The sequence below is a fragment of the Mesorhizobium sp. CO1-1-11 genome (assembly GCF_020164995.1).
Classification (GTDB): domain Bacteria; phylum Pseudomonadota; class Alphaproteobacteria; order Rhizobiales; family Rhizobiaceae; genus Mesorhizobium; species Mesorhizobium australicum.
Genome location: NZ_JAIUHE010000011.1, coordinates 204,286 through 220,845 on the forward strand (window position 1 = coordinate 204,286; position 16,560 = coordinate 220,845).

Sequence of the window (16,560 nt, forward strand, 5' to 3'; positions counted from 1 at the left end):
CAAAGGACAGACCGATGTCTGATGGGTCCAGGAACGAACCGGCAATGGATGCCGAGCGCTTTGCGGCTCTGGCGGCGGCCTATGGCGGCGACTTGCGGCGGTGGCCGCAGGCCAACCGCACGACCGGCGCGACGTTCGCAAGGACCGAGATGGGCGCGGTCATATTGGGGCAGGCAGGCAAACTCGACGCCTTGCTCGACAGCTATGACGTCATGGCGCCTGGCGCGGCACTGCACGGCGGCATCCTGCGAATGGCCGACCGGCTGCTCGTCCAGCGCCGGCGCCGACGGGCCTGGTGGCTGGGTCTTGGACTCGCCGGCATCGGCCTGGCCGGCGCCATCGCCGGATTGGCCCTGGTGAGCGTCGTCACGCCAGAGTTTCAGCCCGACCGCTATGTGCTCGATGCCAATGCGACGGCGTTCGGCGATGCCGGGTCCGATGGCGAGACGATCGAGGAGGACCTATGAGCACGCGCCGCAACCTCGTGATCGCATCCGTGGCGCTGAATGTCTTCCTGGCCGGCGCGCTTGCGGGCGGAGCCGTCTGGATAAGAAGCGGCAAGCCCGGCCAGGGTTATTCGCTGGAAGCCGCCGGGAGCCGGCTTCCCCACCAGGAACGCGTGCTGTTTCGAAAGGCGCTGCGCGACGTGCGGCGCGAATCCCGCCAGGTCATCCTCGATGGCCAGCAGGCCAGGCGCGAGGCAGCCGACCTGCTGCGCCAGCCCGTCCTCGACACGACGGCCCTGTCGGCCGCGCTGGAAAGGGCGCGCAATGCCGATATCGCCGTGCGCACACGGCTTGAGCAGCGCATCGTCGAGTTCGCGACGGCGGGTTCGGCCGGGGATCGCGCCGTGCTCGCGGACGGGCTGGCCAGGCGGGCCGGGCCGCCACCGGCGGCAGAGCCGAAAAAATCGCCGTGACCGCCGACGGAAAACGACCGCGAGGCCGTTTAACCAGAGGAAGGGCAGCCTGCCGGACCAATCGGTACGCACAGGTTTTCATTCTCGGAGAATATTCGGAGTAACGTCATGAACCGTCTGACACAGTATGCGGCGGCAGCCGTCCTCGCCTTCACCGGAACCGCCGCGACCGTCGCGACCTCCGCCGCCATGCCGATGGTGGCGCAGCCGGCCGCCCCGGCGCTGATCGAGCACGTGGCCTGGGGTTGCGGGCCTGGATGGCATCCCAATCACTGGGGGCGCTGCGTTCCCAACCGTGTCGTGGTGTATCCGCGCTACCGCTATTGGCACGGCCCGGCCTACTACGGCTGGCATCCGCACCGCCACTGGCACCGCTGGCACCGCTGGTAAGCGCGCGGGAGGGCCGGGCGGCATCCGCCTGCCCGGCCGCCTATCCCCGGTTTGCGCTGGGGAAACAGCCGATCGGGCGTCGCGCGCCTCGCGTGAGATCCAACGATGGAGCGTTGACATGGCTGTCGTGACCAAAGTGCCCATGGCGCCAGATCCCGCCCTGCCAGATCCCGCCTTGATAGTCTTCAATCGCTTCGGCCTTGGAGCCCGGCCGGGTGATCGCGAAAGACTGGCCGGCGACCCTCGCGGTTATCTCAAGGCGGAGTTGCGGCGGCCCGACGTCGCCATGATATCGCTCGATGATCCCGCCTATGCCGACCTCAAGGGGAGCACGCCGGCCATCCAGGCCAGCATGGCGGCAAATCTCCAGCGCAAGCGGGACCGGCAGCGGATGGCGACGGAGCAGCCGCCAGCGGCCACGTCGGCCGCGGCTTCGGTCATGCCTCCACCCGCCGCACCGGTCATGTCGCCGCCCGTCGCCCCGGCCGCGGCCGCGGCCAAACCCGCCGCTGTGCCGCCTGTCGAGGTTATGTTGTTCCGGGCCGAGGCACAGGCGCGCTTCGACAAGGCAATGCAGGCAGAGGCCGGCTTCGTCGAGCGCCTGGTCTATTTCTGGTCGAACCATTTCTGCGTCTCCGTCGCCAAGGACAACATCGTGCGCGCCAGCGCCGGGGCGTTCGAACGGGAGGCCATCCGGCCCTTCGTGCTCGGGCGCTTCGCCGACATGCTCATGGCGGTCGAGCGGCATCCGGCGATGCTGTTCTATCTCGACAACCAGCAGTCGATCGGCCCGGACTCCCGCGCCGGCAAGAACCGCCAGCACGGCCTCAACGAGAACCTTGCCCGCGAGATCCTGGAACTGCACACGCTCGGTGTCGGCAGCGGCTACAGCCAAGCCGACGTGACCAGCTTCGCGCGCATCCTGACCGGCTGGATGATGGCCGGACGGGAAGGACGGCTGGGCGAACCCGGCAGTTCCGTTTTCAACGCCAATGCGCATGAGCCGGGTGACGCGGTGCTGCTCGGCAAGACCTATCCGGCTGGCGGCATGGGCCAGGCCGAGGCCGTGCTCAATGACATCGCCCGTCATCCGGCGACCGCGCAACACATCGCCACGCAACTTGCCCGCCATTTCATAGCCGACGACCCGCCGTCGGCGGCGGTCGCCCGCCTCGCCAAGGTGTTCGCCAAGAGCGACGGCAATCTCAGGGCACTGGCGGCGGCGCTCGTCGACATGCCGGAAGCGTGGTCGACGCCATTGGCCAAGATGCGCTCGCCCTTCGACTATATCGCGGCCATCCGCCGGGCAGCCGGTCCTGGCCCGACGAACGACCCTGGCCAGTCGCTCAACTGGCTCAACGCGCTGGGCGAGCCGCTCTGGGGGCCGCCGGGACCGAACGGCTTTCCCGACCAGGCGGACAGCTGGGCATCGGCGGAAGGCATAAAGACCCGCCTCGACATCGCATGGCAGGCCGCCTGGCAAGTGAAGGACTTCGGCAACCCCAACGGCATGCTCGACGCGGTCATCGGTCCATCCGCCTCGCCCGAAACACGGCAGGCGGTCGCCCGCGCGGAGTCCAAGCAGCAAGGCCTGGCGCTGCTGCTGATGGCGCCCGAATTCCAGCGACGATAGATCGAACGATAGGTCCGGCGTCGACAGCTCCCATGGAGACGAAGTCATGAGCCTGCTGTACGAAACCCCTCACCCTTCCCGCCGCGCCGTGCTGACGACCGGCGGCGCGCTGTTTGCCTGGGCCTATCTGCCGCGCTTCGCCCGTGTCGCCGACAACCGCGACCCGCGCCTGATCGTCATCGTGCTGCGCGGTGCGCTGGACGGCCTGTCGACCGTCGGTCCGGTCGGCGATCCCGACTATGCCGGCCTGCATGGCGACATCGCCCTGTCGCTCACCGGCCCGCACGCGGCACTGCCGCTCGATGCTTTCTTCGCGGTCAATCCGGCGATGCCGGTGTTTGCGCGGCTGTTCAAGAACAAGCAGGCGGCTGTCGTGCACGCCGCTGCGACCGGCTATCGCGAGCGCTCGCATTTCGATGGCCAGGATGTGCTGGAAAGCGGCTTTGCCGGTCCCGGCCATGTCGCCACCGGCTGGCTCAATCGGGCGCTGGAGAACCTGGCGGCGGGCGACCGCGTGGCGACACTCGGCGGCCTGGCCGTCGGACCGTCGACGCCGCTGGTGATCCGTGGCGCGGCTCCCGTGCTCGGCTGGGCGCCGCAATCGCTGCCGGCACCGGCCGGCGACCTCGCGGCGCGCGTTCTCGACCTCTACCAGCATCGCGATCCGGTTCTGGCCGTCGCGCTGCAAAAAGGTCTCGACGCCGATCGCATGGCGCTTGACGACCAGATGGGCGCCAAGACGGTGAAGCCGAAAGGAGGCCTCGACAGCGCCGCCGGCATGCGGCAGGCCGCGCAAGGTGCCGCCAGGCTGATCGCCGCCGAGGACGGGCCGCGTGTCGCGGCACTCGCCTTCGATGGCTGGGACACGCATGTCAACGAAGGCGGCGCGACCGGCCGTCTCGCCAGCCTGCTCGGCGGCCTCGACGGCGCCTTCGAGGAATTCGAAAAAGGCCTCGGCGAGCGCTGGAAGGATACGGCGATCGTCGCCATCACCGAATTCGGCCGCACCGCGCGGATCAACGGCACGGTCGGCACCGACCACGGCACCGGCACCGTGGTGCTGCTCGCCGGCGGCGCCATCAAGGGCGGCCGCGTCATCGCCGACTGGCCGGGGCTGAAGCCCGCGCAACTTTACCAGCAGCGCGACCTTGCGCCGACCAGCGACGTCAGGGCGGTGCTGAAAGGCCTGCTCGCCGACCAGTTCGGACTTTCGGCCTCGGTGCTCGGCGAGAAAGTGTTTCCGGACTCAGGTGCTGTGAAGCCGATGATGAACCTGATCGCCTGAAGGTCTGGCGGCGCCGCGGTAGGAGACGCGGGGGGGCGGCGCCGGGCCGCCTCCCGCGGCGCCGTCTCGCTGTCGCCGGCGATCAGGCGGCCTCGACCTTGGCTGCCTGCAAGGCTTCGCCGCGTACCAGCCTGGTCACGCCGACGAAGTCGATCTTGCCCGAGCCGAGCACCGGCACATGCGCCACGACACGCACTTCAGCCGGCACCATCAGGTCCATGGCGCCGTTTGCCTTTGCAAACGCCAGAAACTCGGCGCGCGTCGCTTTCTCGGCTTCGGTGACGAGCACCAGTTTTTCGCCCTTGCGCGGGTCCGGTACGGTCGCGACCGCCGAGAGCGAACCTTTCCACAGCTCGCCCGCCAGCGCTTCCACCGCAGCCAGCGAAATCATCTCGCCGCCGATCTTCGCGAAACGCTTGGCGCGGCCGCGAATGCTGACGAAACCGGCATCGTCGATGCTGACGATGTCGCCGGTGTCGTGCCATCCATCTTGCAGCGGTTCGAGCACGCCCGGCTTTTCGGCCCTGAGATAGCCCGCCATGACGTTGGGGCCGCGCACGAACAGCCGTCCACCGCCCTCGACGCCGATCACCGGTTCCAGACGATATTCCATGCCGGGCATGATTTTTCCGACCGTGCCCGATTTGTTGTACATCGGCGTGTTGATGGAGATCACCGGCGCCGTCTCGGTAACGCCGTAACCTTCGAGAATGCGCAGGCCGAACTTCTCCATGTAGGTTTCGCGGGTCGAGGCCTTGACCGGCTCCGCACCGGAAAAGCAATAGCGCACCGAGCGGAAATCATAGGGATGCGCCGTACGCGCATAGCCGCTGAGGAAGGTGTCGGTGCCGAAGATGATCGTCGCGTTCGAGGCATAGACCAGTTCCGGCACGATGCGGTAGTGCAGCGGCGACGGATAGAAATAGACCGGGACGCCGGACACCAGCGGCAACACCGTGCCCGCCGTCAGGCCGAAGGAATGGAAGATCGGCAGAACGTTGAACACCTTGTCGCCCGAATGGAAATCGATGCGCGAGGCGGCTTGCGCGGCGTTGGCCAGGATGTTGCGGTGGGTGAGCACGACGCCCTTCGGCGTCCCTTCGGAGCCCGAGGTGAACAGGATCACGGCCGGGTCGGTGGCCTTGCGGGCAACCCTGGGCGTACTCTTGCGCAGCAGGCCGAGCAGCTTGTCCTTGAGGCCGATGGTCGCGCGCAAATCATCGAGCCAGACGATGTTGATCGAGCGGCCGATCTCCTCGACGATCGCGCCAAGCTTGGCCTGCTCGACAAAGGCCCGCGAGGTCAGAATGGTGGTTACCTGCGCCGCCTTGCAAGCGGACAGGATGTTGGCGGCACCGGCGGTGAAGTTGATCATCGCGGGGACCTTGCCGGCGGATATGACGCCGAGCAGCGCGGCACAGGCGCCATTGGCGTTGGGCAGCATGATGCCGAGCGTGTCCTGTCCGGCATAGAGCGTCTCAAACTTCTCGCCGAGCACGGCGACAGCCGTGAGCAGCTTGCCGTAGCTCAGCGAACCGGCGACCGGATCCTGCACGGCAAGTTGCTTCATGCCGCGCTCGGTCGCCGTCTCGATGATCCTTTCGAGCACGGTCTTGTCGATATGCTGGGTGCGGAAGACGAGGTCGGACATCACCTGGTAGAGCGCGGCGCCGGCGGCGGCGCGCCGCTTGCGTCCCTTCAGCTCGTCGTCGACCTTGAGCCTGACCGGCGGCAGTATGGTCACCTTGACCTTCGGGAACAGGCGGCGGCGCACGTGCTGTGCCGTCAGCCGTGAGAAGGGGCTTTTCTCCAGCCCCTCGATGCGGATCGGCACCACCATCGAGCCGGTCTTGTCGGCCACCATGGCGGCACCGTCATAGACCTTCATCAGCCCGCCCGTGACGGTGATGCGGCCCTCGGGGAAGATGACCAGCGGGTCGCCGTTCTGCACGATCTTGATCAGCGTGCGTGTCGACATCGGCTTGGACGGATTGAGCGGCAGCGCGCGGGTCAGCTTTAAAAACGGCTTCATCCACCAGGCCTGCGCAATGGTGTAGTCGATGGCGAAGACCGGCTCCTCATTGGTCAGCGTCAGAGCCAGCGGTCCATCGAGGAAGCTGACATGGTTCAGTGCTAGGATGGGTGCCGGGCCCGCGGCCTTGAGATTGTCCAGGCCTTCGACTTCCAGCCGATGGAAGGCGCGGAAAAGAATGGAGACAAAATCGCGGAAGGCATTGGTCGGCAGGTATTTCAGCATCAGCCAGGCGGCGACGGCATTGGCCAGGGCGAGGCCGAACAGGATGCCTCCCGTCGAGACGCCGGCTGCCTGGATGATGGCGACGAGCAAGCCGCCGACGGTCATGAAGCCGGCGTTGACGATACTGACCGCGGCGACGACCCGGGCGCGGCGCGCCTCCGGCGACCAGGCCTGCACGGCGGCAAAGGTCGGCACTACAAGGAAGGCGCTGGAAATGGCCATGCCGGCGAGGTCGATCGCAACACGGATCGTGTTTGGCCCGGCGAAGAAGAGGCCAAGGGTTTCGGATCTGGGCGAAGGCTGCATGCTCCAGATGGTCCATGCGAGCTCGAGGCCGAACAGCGCCAGCAGCGCCGTGCCGACCGGTGCGGGCAAGAGCACGATGCGTCCCTGCGACATCCACGCGGCGATTGCCGAGCCAATGGCGATCGAGATAGCGAACACCGCGAGATAGGCGGTGACCGCGATCTCGCCACCGCCGAGCTGATCCTTGACCAGCGTCGGCAGGATCGAAAGCACAATGGCGCCGATCAGCCAGAACCAGGACGTCATCAGGCCGGCGCGCCAGATCCGTGAGTCCGTGCGCAATTCGCTGACCTGGCGCCAGGTCGAGCGAAAGACATTCCTGTCGATGACGAGGTCGGGCGCCGCGGACCCGGTTGAAGGGATGTAGCAGCTGACGAACCAGCAGCCGACGGCGAGGATCATCATGATCGGCCCGAAGACCGAGACGCCGATGCCATCGGCCGAGACCACGCCCCCGGCGATGGTGCCGCCGAGGATGGCGGCGAAAGTCGCCGACTCGATCCAGGCGTTGGCGCCCGGCAATTCCTTGCGTTCGAGGTGATCGGGCAGGATGCCGTATTTGATCGGCCCGAACAGCGCCGAGATGATGCCGAACATCAACAGCGCGGCCATCAGCACGGGGATGGAGGACAGCGCGATGCCGACGACCGCCACGGCAGCGGCGCCGATCTCGGCAAATTTCAGCCGGCGTGCGATGAGCGCCTTGTCGAAGCGATCGGCGATCTCGCCGCCCAGCGCCGACAGGAGCAGGAATGGAGCCATGAACACGGCGCCGGCCAAAGTGACCAGCGAGGCCGCCTGATCGGCGGCAAGTGTGAAGAGGATCAGGAACACCAGCGTGTTCTTGAGGAAATTGTCGTTGAAGGCGGACAGGAACTGCGTCCAGAAAAGTGGCGCGAAGCGCCGCGAAAGCATGAGATGCGTGTTCATGGCGATTTCCATCTGGCGGAACCCTTCGACAGTGTGCCGATAGGCCCTGCGGGTTGCAGGCGCTGTTCAGTTTTAGTGATAGTCCTGAGCTGGTTAAACTTTCTTGCTGCGCTTTTGCCCATCCGCGGCTTTCGGCCGCTGCGAAATGAACGTCGTTCACAATCGCACTCTATCACGCCTTGAACATCGTTCAAGGGGAAAAATGAACAGCGTTCACCAAACCGGTTGATGGTCCGAATGTCGAAACCAGCCCTCGCAGGACCGAGGGCGCCACGGGGTGACCCTCCGAGACTTCGAGCATACCAACGGGGCCGGTGCCCCGGTGAAGTCTGTCGGGACGTGCCGGCTCAGTTGCCCGTTGCCGGACCCAAGGTCGCCACGGTCTTCAGCGCGCCGTCGAGCATGTCGCCCTTCTCGTCCTTCAGCGCCGCCTCGCGCAGGCGGCGGATCCAGTCGGCGGCGTCGTCCCTGCCCTCGAGCAGATCAAGCGCCGAGAGCACGCGGTCGAATTTCGACTGGGCGCGCACATGCGTGTCGCTGTAGCCCTTGATCAGCCGGCGGCAATTGAGGATTTCGACGGCAAGCGCGTAATCCGCCGGCACGTAGCCAAGCGCGAGCGTGTACCATTGGTCAAGATGCGCGGTCTCGACCTTGTGGCGCAGCAGGCGGCGGCGCCAGCGGCGCAGGCCGCCGATGAACCACAAAGCGGCGAAGCCGGCAAAGCTGTCGGTGCGGATGCGGCGGCCCCGGTTGATGCGGCGGTCGAGGAAGGCTGCCAATTTCGGCCGGTCCTCGATGTAGCTGCCCAGCCTCGCCGGCAGCGAGCCGCAGAACTCCTCGATGCGCGGATGGAAGTACTCGGTCACTTGCAGGACCGAACCATCCTTGACGCCAACCTCCTTGCGCACCCGCCTGGCGCGGGTCGAGCGCGTCTTCAGATCGGCGACGCGGATCATGTCATCATAGCACATGGCGTTGGCCAGATGCTTGGCGGCCGCGATTGACAGCGCATGGGTTGGATCCAAGCTGTCAATCGCGACGGCCTTGTCCAGCCGGTCGAGATATTCGCGCCCATAGGCGATGTCCTGGTAGTCGACGACCTTTCTCAGGCCCCTGAGCGCCATGTCGCGCACGGCAACCGGCAGCAGGTCGATGCGAGCGGCAAGCGCCTGCCATCCCTGCAACAAGTTTCGCGGGCCACTCACATGTCCCGAACCCAAGGCAGATCCGACAATCGCCGGTTTCGCCGTCGGCGCCGCCGTGCCGCGCGCACGATCATACGCGGCCGCGAAAGCGGCGAGGCTGGCCTTGACGCCACGGCCGCCGGTGCCAATCGCCTGCTCGTAGCTTTCACGGGTAAACGGCAGCGCGTCGGAGCCGGCCAGCGCGCCAAGCAGGCTGGCCGAGATCATCGAGCCGTTGTCGGCGGCGATCTTTTCCATGTCGAAAGCGATGAAGCGCTTCGACGCGGCCTCCGCCGTGGCGTGGACTTTGGACGACGAAGCGCGGCCATCACCCGGTTCGATCTTTTCCGACACGGCGGCGATGCGGTGCGAGGAAGCGATCAGCGTCGTGCGGTTGGGGGTGACGAAGCCCCTGATGATGGCTCGGCCGGCTTCCATCAATTCGGCGGCGATCAGGATATCGACATCGCCCTGCGAGGGCGACAGCGCGAAGACCGGCAGGCGGCCGGTGTCGCGGGCCATTTCGATATAGTAGATGGTGGCGCCGGTGCGCTGCGCGACGCCGGCGACCGAGGTCGATTGCGCGACAAAGCCATTGCGCTCGGCGACATCGGTGATCCAGTCGGCGAGCACGCCGCCGCCCTGGCCGCCGACGGCCAGAACGGCGAGCTTGATCACCGGCTCATCGGCAGCACCGGACCGGGGGCGCGAGGAAGGAACGGGATCAAGCATCGGCGAATATCAGGCGCCGGCCTTCGCGCCGCCTCTGCAGGAAGCCGATCGTCGCGCGGCGCGCCGCCTCCAGGAAACGGTCCCAGCGGCTTGGATTGTGCACGACGTCGGCACGGTAGAAGGACGGGCACAGCACCGCCGCATCGGCGACCTCGCCGCAATTGCCGCAGCCGACACAGTTCTGGTCGATCGATGCGACCGGATCGTCGCGCAGCGGATCGTCGAGCGACTTGACCGACAGCGATGGGCAGCCGGAGAGCCGCATGCAAGCATGATCGCCAGTGCAGATGTCCTCGTCGACGCCAAATTTCGGCTTGACGACACGCTCGCCGCCTTTGATCGCCTTGTCGACCAGCGGCTTTTCGCGGCGCTGGCGATTGAGCATGCATTCCGACGAAGCGACGATGACTTTTGGCCCCTTCTCGTCAGTCGTCAGCGCCTCGCGCAGCGTGTCCTGCATCTTGCCGACATCGTAGGTGCGGTCGACATGGCGCAGCCATTTTACGCCCATGCCTTTCACCGCCTCGGTGATCGGATGCTTGGTCGACTTGGTCTTGTTGCCGGCGCGCGACGACAGGATGTCCTGCCCGCCAGTGGCGGCCGAGTAAAAATTATCGACGATGACGATGACGCCATCATTCTTGTTGAACACCGCATTGCCTATCGATGAGGTCAGGCCGTTGTGCCAGAAGCCGCCGTCGCCGACGAAGGAGATCGAGCGGCGCTTGGCATCGGGCGCGTTGAACGCCGAGGCCGAGGCTGGTCCGAGCCCGTAGCCCATGGTGGTGGCGCCGAGTTCGAAGGGCGGCATGATCGAGAACAGATGGCAGCCGATATCGGAAGCGATGTGGTGCTTGCCGAGCTCCTGCTCGACCAGCTTGGTCGCGGCGAAGATCGGCCGCTCCGGGCAGCCGATGCAGAAACCGGGCGGTCGTCCTGGAACGACATTGATCAGGTCCGCCGTGTCGACGCCGTCGCCGACCTTGTTGGGTGCGCGCACTTCGCCCGGCAGCAGATGCGGGGCCTCGGCGCGCAGGAAGGCGCCGATACCGTCGAGCATGATCTGGCCGGTATATTCCCCAGCCATCGGCAGGTGCTCCTTGCCGACCAGCCTGGTGCCGCGCCCGGCCTTGTGCAGCATCGCGGCAAAGGCCTGTTCGATGTAGTTGGGCTGGCCCTCCTCGACGACGAGCACCGCCTGCTTGCCCTCGCAGAAGACGAGGAATTCGTCGTCGACCAAGGGATAGACGGCGTTGAGCACATAGAGCGGCACATCCGTCTCGCCATAGGTGTCGGCAAGGCCGAGCCGCTGCAGCGCACGGATGACTGAATTGTACATGCCGCCCTGCATGACGATGCCGACGGAGCCATGGTCCGAGCCGAAGAACTCGTTGATCTTGTTCCTGGCGATGAAATCCACCGCCGCCGGCCAGCGCTTTTGCACTTTCTCCTTTTCGTGCAGGAAGGAGGCGGGCGGCAGAACGATACGGCCGGTGTCGCGGCGCGGTGCTTCGAGCGCATCGGCGACCGTCATCGGCGGACGCTTGTTGTCCTTGGCGATGAAATGGCCATGCACGTGGCAGCAGCGGATCCGCACCTGCAGCATGACCGGCGTGTTGGAGATTTCCGACAGTTCGAAGCCATCCTCCACCGCCTTGACGATGGACGGCAGGTTGGGACGGGGATCGAGCAGCCAGACCTGGCTCTTCATGGCGAAGGCATGGCTGCGCTCCTGCATGATCGAGGAGCCCTCGCCATAATCCTCGCCGACGATGATCAGCGCTCCGCCGGTGACGCCGCCGGAAGCGAGGTTGGCCAGCGCGTCTGAAGCCACATTGGTGCCGACGGTCGACTTGAACGTCGCCGCGCCCCGGATCGGGTAATGCACCGAAGCGGCGAGCATGGCGGTGGCGGTGGCTTCCGAGGCGCTCGCCTCGAAATGCACGCCGAGTTCGCCCAGAATGTCTTGCGCGTCGGCCAGCACGTCCATCAGATGGCTGATCGGCGCGCCCTGATAGCCGCCGACATAGCCGACGCCGCACTGCAGCAGCGCCTTGGTGATGGCGAGGATGCCCTCGCCGGCGAATTCCTCGCCGGCGCCGAGCCTGAGTTTTTCGACTTCCTTGGCAAAAGACCGTTCGGCCATGTCTGCCTCCTTCCGTTGCCGCCGACAGCTGGCGGCGCCTATATCTAGATGTCGTGCTTGCGAATGTTTTTGAGCATCTTCAAAAGCGTTGCGATGAGTGCTGCATATTCGGCGTCGTCGATATCGTCGAACATCGCCTCGAAGGCGTCATGCATGGCCGGCCAGGCGCGGGTGAACTCGGCGCGGCCCTCGTCGGTCAGGAACACGTGGCGGATGCGGCTGTCGGTGACGCCCTGCTCGCGCCGCACGAAGCCCTGGCCCTCCAGCGTGTCGAGCGTGCGGCTCAGGGTAGACTGCTCGATGACCGTATAGACCGAGAGGTCGTTGACGGTGACGCCATCGGTGACCGACAGCACCGCCAGCGTGCGCACCTGCGAAATGGTCAGGCCCTGCTTGCGGAAATCGTCGCGCAAGGTGGCGTTGTAGCGGCCCATGATGCGGTTCATCAGATAGGGCGCGAATTGCTGCAGGCCGATCTGGCCGAGGGTGGAAATGCGCTGGCGTTTTTCGACGACCTTCTGTTCCATCACAGCCTCCCTGCCAGCAGGAAGCCGGAGCCACCGCCGAGGCCCGCACCGGGATGGGTCGAGGCGCCGATATGGTAGAGGCCCTTGACGCCGGTCTGATGGTTGCGGCTGGTCTTGAACGGCCGCCACAGGAACGACTGGTCGACAACAGAGGAGCCGCCGTAAGGGTCGCCGCCGACCAGGTTGATGTTCATCGCTTCGAGATCGGCCGGCGAATAGGCGCGGCGCGCGATCACGCTGTCCTTGAAGCCGTCGATATGGCCGGCGAGTATCGCTTCAGCGCGATCGGCATAGGCCTCGCGCAGCGCCTCGGTCCATAGTCCGTCGGCAGGCGCATCGAGCTTGCCGGCGGCGTCGCCCTTGATGTAACGGGGCGCCTCGGGGAGTTGCAGCCACAGGATCGCCTGGCCTTCCGGACAGCGTGATGGGTCGAGCGCGTGCGGCTGGCCGACGCAGATGGTCGGCACCTCCGGCAGCATGCCGCGCGCCGCCTCGTTGCAGGCTTTCGAAACGCCATCCAGTCCGGGCGTCAGATGCAGCAGCGCCACCTTGTCGAGGCCCTCGCCGCGCCAGGACGGCGGCTTGGTCAGCGCGTAATGGATCTGAAAATTGCCCTTGCCATAGCGGTATTTCCGCGTCGCTTCGACGTCGTCCTTCGAAGCGTCCTTGCCGAGCAGACGGCCGTAAAGCTGCGTCGGCGTGACCGAGCAGATGACGCTCTTGTTCGCTGTGATCGTTTCGCCCGACGCCAGCCGCACACCGGCTGCGCGGCCACCCGCCTGGACGACCGAAGCGACGTCGGCGCCGGTGCGGATGTCGCCGCCGCGTTCCCTGATCAGCGCTTCGAAGGCGGCAAGCAGGTTCTTCGCCCCGCCCTTGACGATCGGCGCACCGGCAGCCTCCAGCGCGAAGGCGATCACCTTGGCGATCTGGCCGGAAAACGCATCTTCCGGGCCAAGCCCGGCATGCAGCACCCAGGGCGCCCAGAGCGCCCGAATGGTTTCGGACTGGTAGCTGCTTTCCAGCCAGCCGCGCGCCGGCACCAGCGCTTCGCCAAGAAAGGCGGCTAGGCCGCGCGGACCACGCCGCCAGGTATCGCCGGCCAGCAGCTTCGCCGTCGGGTACGACCAAAGCGCGCCGCCGAGCAGACCGAACAGCAGGCCGGCATTGCGCTCGATGCCGCCGACATCTTCCGCATGCCGGTCACCGTCGCCGGCCGCGATCGCGTTCAGCGCAGCGACATTGGCGGCGCGGCCGGTGCTGAGCACGGCATGGCTGCCGTCAGGCATGAGCACGCCGGTCGGCGTGCCGGTGTGGCAGAACTCCAGCCCGTGCCGGGCGAGGTCGCCGCCCAATGCTGCAAAGGCCGGCGAGATGATGAACAGCACGAAGGTGGTCGCCATCACGTCGTGGACGAAGCCCGGCGCGGTGATCTCCTCGGTGCGCATGCAACCGCCGATACGGTCGTTGCGCTCCAGAACGAGCACCTTGGCGCCCTTGCCGCCGAGCATCGCCGCGCAGACCAGCGCGTTGATGCCGCTGCCGACGATGATGTGATCGGGGGCGGTCATCGAGGGGTGCTCCCCCGCTTTGGTGGATGATGTTCAATTGCGCGCGGTAGCGTTCCTTGGCGTAGAGCGGCAACCTCACGAGGTCGCCGCGCCCACTTCGTCATCGCGGTACCGTTTGCAGCCATGATCTTCTCCCGAAGACCGCCTCGCTCTATTTCCCCGGCACCAGCGCCAGCGCGCGGATCGGGCTGCCGGTGCCGTGCTCGATCTTGAGCGGCGCCGCGATCAGGATGGCGCCTTTCGGCGGCAGCTGGTCGAGATTGCAGAGGCTGGCGAGGCCATAGCGGTTAGCCTTGTGCATCAGCGTGTGCGCCGGGAATGGCGGCTCCATGCCGCCGGCCTTGCCGGCATCGGTGCCGATCGTCTCCGAGCCCCAGCCCTTGATGTCCTTGCTGATCAGGAACTGGATTGCTTCCGCCGTCGGGCCGGGCGTATGCGGGCCGGTCTCGTTGGCGTTGAGGAACTCGGCTTCCGAGCCGTTGCGCTTGTACCAGTCGGTGCGCATCACCACCCACTCGCCGGCATTGATCGCTCCATGCTTGGCCTCCCAGGCCTTGATGTGGTCGACGGTGAGCAGGAAATCGTGATCGGCGGCGGCCTCTTTCGAACAGTCGATGACATTCACCGGCCCGATGAAATTCTGCGCCGGAATGGTATCGGTGGCGCCGTCCGGATAATCCTTGCCGCTGATCCAATGCTGCGGCGCGTCGAAATGCGTGCCGGAATGCTCGCCGAGCTTCAGCCAGTTCCACGCCCACCATGGACCGTTCTTGTCATAGCGGGAGATCGAGTGGATCTCGACCTTCGGCGTGTCGACGGCAAGCTCCGGCGGCAGCTTGATCAGCGGTGTGTCGGGCCCGAGCGGCGCCGTCAGGTCGACCACCTTAATGGCGCCGGAAAGAAGCTGGCCGGCAACTTCGCCGAGGAGTTTCTGGGTACCCATGGTCTCTGTTCCCTCTTGTCTGACATGATCAAGGCTCGTCTCGGCCCTTAATATCCTACTAGACGAAAACATATGCATCTGCAATTATCTTTAAGCATAAAGGAAATGGGAACGGGGCGTGAGCGAGTTCGACGCCATCTTTGTCGGGGCGGGCCACAACACTCTGGCATGCGCCGCGCATCTGGCGCTCAAGGGCTGGAAAACCGGGGTTTTCGAGCGCAATACAACAATCGGTGGAGCCGTCCAGACCCGCGAATTCACGCTTCCGGGCTTCCGCCACGATTTCGGCGCGATGAATCTGAGCCTGTTCGCCGGCTCCGCCTTCCACCGGAAATATGCAAATGAATTGAAAGCGCAGGGGCTGGAATTCGCGCCGGTCGCCGATTGTTTCGCCAGCGCGTTCCCGGATGGACGCTGGTTCGGTGTCAGCAACGACCTGGAAAAGACCGCCAGCCGCATGGCGGCCTTCTCAGCCGCCGATGCCGCGACGTGGCGAGCGCTGGTTGCTGGCTTCCCCGCCGAAGCCGAGCATTTGTTCAAGCTGCTGGGCTCGCCGATGAGCGCCCGGGCGCTTGCAAGCACCGCCTGGAACCTGTGGCGCAAAAAAGGTGTTTCCGGCGCGCTCGACACCGGCCGGCTGTTGCTGTCGTCGCCGCGTGCCTGGCTGGAGGAAAATTTCGAGTCTCCACACATCAGGGCGACGCTCGCCACCTGGGGCATGCATCTCGACTTCGCGCCCGACATCGCCGGCGGCGCGGTGTTCCCCTATCTGGAATCGATGGCCAACCAGAGTTTTGGCATGGTGCTGGGCAAGGGTGGCGCCGACACGATCATCCGGGCGCTGGCCGGCATTGTCACATCGGCCGGCGGCAGGATCGTCACCGGCGCCGATGTCGCCGAGATAACCGTCTCCGGTGGCAAGGCGACCGGTGTGCGGCTTGCTTCCGGCGAGACGCATACGGCCACCAAGGCGGTGATTGCCGGCGTCACGCCCAAGGCGCTGGCCGGCAAGTTGCTGCCGGTCGGTTCGGGCGACGCCGGCTTCGACATGGCGATGCAAAAATTCCGCCATGCGCCGGGCACGATGATGATCCACCTGGCGCTGGACGACCTGCCGGACTGGCGCGCCGGGGCAGAGCTTCGACAGTTCGCCTATGTGCATCTGGCGCCATCGCTCGAGCAGATGTCGCGCACCTATCAGCAGGCGATGGCGGGCATGTTGCCGGACGAACCGGTGCTGGTCGTCGGCCAGCCGACGGCGGTCGATCCTTCCCGGGCACCTGAAGGCAAACATGTTCTGTGGGTGCAGGTGCGCATGCTGCCCGCCGAAATCGCGGGCGACGCCTCGGCCAGGATCGCACCAGCGCATTGGGACCAGGTCAAGGAGGCCTATGCCGACCGCGTGCTCGACATCATCGAGACCTACGCACCTAGGCTGCGTGCGAAGATCCTCGGCCGCGCCGTGTTTTCGCCGATCGACCTCGAGCGCGAGAACCCGAACCTCGTCGGCGGCGACCAGGTCTGCGGCAGCCATCATCTGGCGCAGAACTTCTTGTTCCGTCCGGCGCGCGGCTATGCCGGCTGGGACACGCCGATCAGCAATCTGCATCTCACCGGCGCCGCGACATGGCCCGGTGCCGGCACGGGTGCCGCCTCGGGCTTCATGCTCGCGCAACAGCTTGGCGGGAGGTAGGCCAGACGATTTCATGAAGGCGACGAGAGGCAAGCGCTGCTGCC

The 16,560-nt window shown here is 66.0% G+C and carries 12 protein-coding genes; 6 read left to right on the top strand and 6 right to left on the bottom strand.

Annotation, left to right across the window (positions count from 1 at the left end):
• The first annotated feature begins 14 nt into the window (after positions 1 to 14).
• The 5 genes from LB554_RS15295 to LB554_RS15315 all read left to right on the top strand — a co-directional run bounded on the left by LB554_RS15295 (position 15) and on the right by LB554_RS15315 (position 4,227).
• Entirely contained in the window at positions 15 to 467 is a 453-nt protein-coding gene (locus tag LB554_RS15295; RefSeq protein ID WP_224585343.1) for a hypothetical protein, read from the top strand.
• The gene (locus LB554_RS15300) at positions 464 to 919 is read left to right on the top strand and encodes a periplasmic heavy metal sensor (protein WP_224585344.1); all 456 of its coding nucleotides are present in this window, start codon (positions 464 to 466) and stop codon (positions 917 to 919) included. The genes LB554_RS15295 and LB554_RS15300 overlap by 4 nt, the downstream gene beginning before the upstream one ends.
• A gap of 108 nt (positions 920 to 1,027) precedes the next feature.
• Positions 1,028 to 1,309, top strand: a complete 282-nt coding sequence (locus tag LB554_RS15305; RefSeq protein ID WP_224585345.1) for a GCG_CRPN prefix-to-repeats domain-containing protein — start codon at positions 1,028 to 1,030, stop codon at positions 1,307 to 1,309.
• A gap of 118 nt (positions 1,310 to 1,427) precedes the next feature.
• Positions 1,428 to 2,942, top strand: coding sequence for a DUF1800 family protein (locus LB554_RS15310; protein ID WP_224585346.1), 1,515 nt, complete (start codon positions 1,428 to 1,430; stop codon positions 2,940 to 2,942).
• A gap of 46 nt (positions 2,943 to 2,988) precedes the next feature.
• Positions 2,989 to 4,227, top strand: coding sequence for a DUF1501 domain-containing protein (locus LB554_RS15315; protein WP_224585347.1), 1,239 nt, complete (start codon positions 2,989 to 2,991; stop codon positions 4,225 to 4,227).
• 82 nt (positions 4,228 to 4,309) lie between these two features.
• Here LB554_RS15315 and LB554_RS15320 read toward each other — a convergent pair whose 3' ends face one another.
• The 6 genes from LB554_RS15320 to LB554_RS15345 all read right to left on the bottom strand — a co-directional run bounded on the left by LB554_RS15320 (position 4,310) and on the right by LB554_RS15345 (position 14,823).
• Positions 4,310 to 7,720: an acyl-[ACP]--phospholipid O-acyltransferase gene (locus tag LB554_RS15320; protein WP_224585348.1), complete on the bottom strand. Its 3,411-nt coding sequence runs from the start codon at positions 7,718 to 7,720 to the stop codon at positions 4,310 to 4,312.
• Between the two features lie 347 nt (positions 7,721 to 8,067).
• Positions 8,068 to 9,636 carry an indolepyruvate oxidoreductase subunit beta family protein gene (locus tag LB554_RS15325; RefSeq protein WP_224585349.1) on the bottom strand — a complete coding sequence of 523 codons (1,569 nt, stop codon included), beginning with the start codon at positions 9,634 to 9,636 and terminating at the stop codon, positions 8,068 to 8,070.
• Entirely contained in the window at positions 9,629 to 11,782 is a 2,154-nt protein-coding gene (locus LB554_RS15330; RefSeq protein ID WP_224585351.1) for an indolepyruvate ferredoxin oxidoreductase subunit alpha, read from the bottom strand. Before LB554_RS15330 ends, LB554_RS15325 begins: the two co-directional genes overlap by 8 nt.
• A 44-nt stretch (positions 11,783 to 11,826) precedes the next feature.
• Positions 11,827 to 12,309 carry a MarR family winged helix-turn-helix transcriptional regulator gene (locus LB554_RS15335; RefSeq protein ID WP_140714119.1) on the bottom strand — a complete coding sequence of 161 codons (483 nt, stop codon included), beginning with the start codon at positions 12,307 to 12,309 and terminating at the stop codon, positions 11,827 to 11,829.
• Positions 12,309 to 13,880 carry a phytoene desaturase family protein gene (locus LB554_RS15340; protein ID WP_224585353.1) on the bottom strand — a complete coding sequence of 524 codons (1,572 nt, stop codon included), beginning with the start codon at positions 13,878 to 13,880 and terminating at the stop codon, positions 12,309 to 12,311. Before LB554_RS15340 ends, LB554_RS15335 begins: the two co-directional genes overlap by 1 nt.
• A gap of 151 nt (positions 13,881 to 14,031) precedes the next feature.
• A complete protein-coding gene (locus LB554_RS15345; protein WP_224585355.1) occupies positions 14,032 to 14,823 on the bottom strand; it encodes a cyclase family protein in 792 nt (263 codons plus the stop codon).
• A 118-nt stretch (positions 14,824 to 14,941) separates the two neighbouring features.
• Between LB554_RS15345 and LB554_RS15350 the strand changes: the two genes are divergently transcribed.
• Positions 14,942 to 16,516, top strand: a complete 1,575-nt coding sequence (locus LB554_RS15350) for a phytoene desaturase family protein (RefSeq protein ID WP_224585357.1) — start codon at positions 14,942 to 14,944, stop codon at positions 16,514 to 16,516.
• Positions 16,517 to 16,560: the final 44 nt, after the last annotated feature.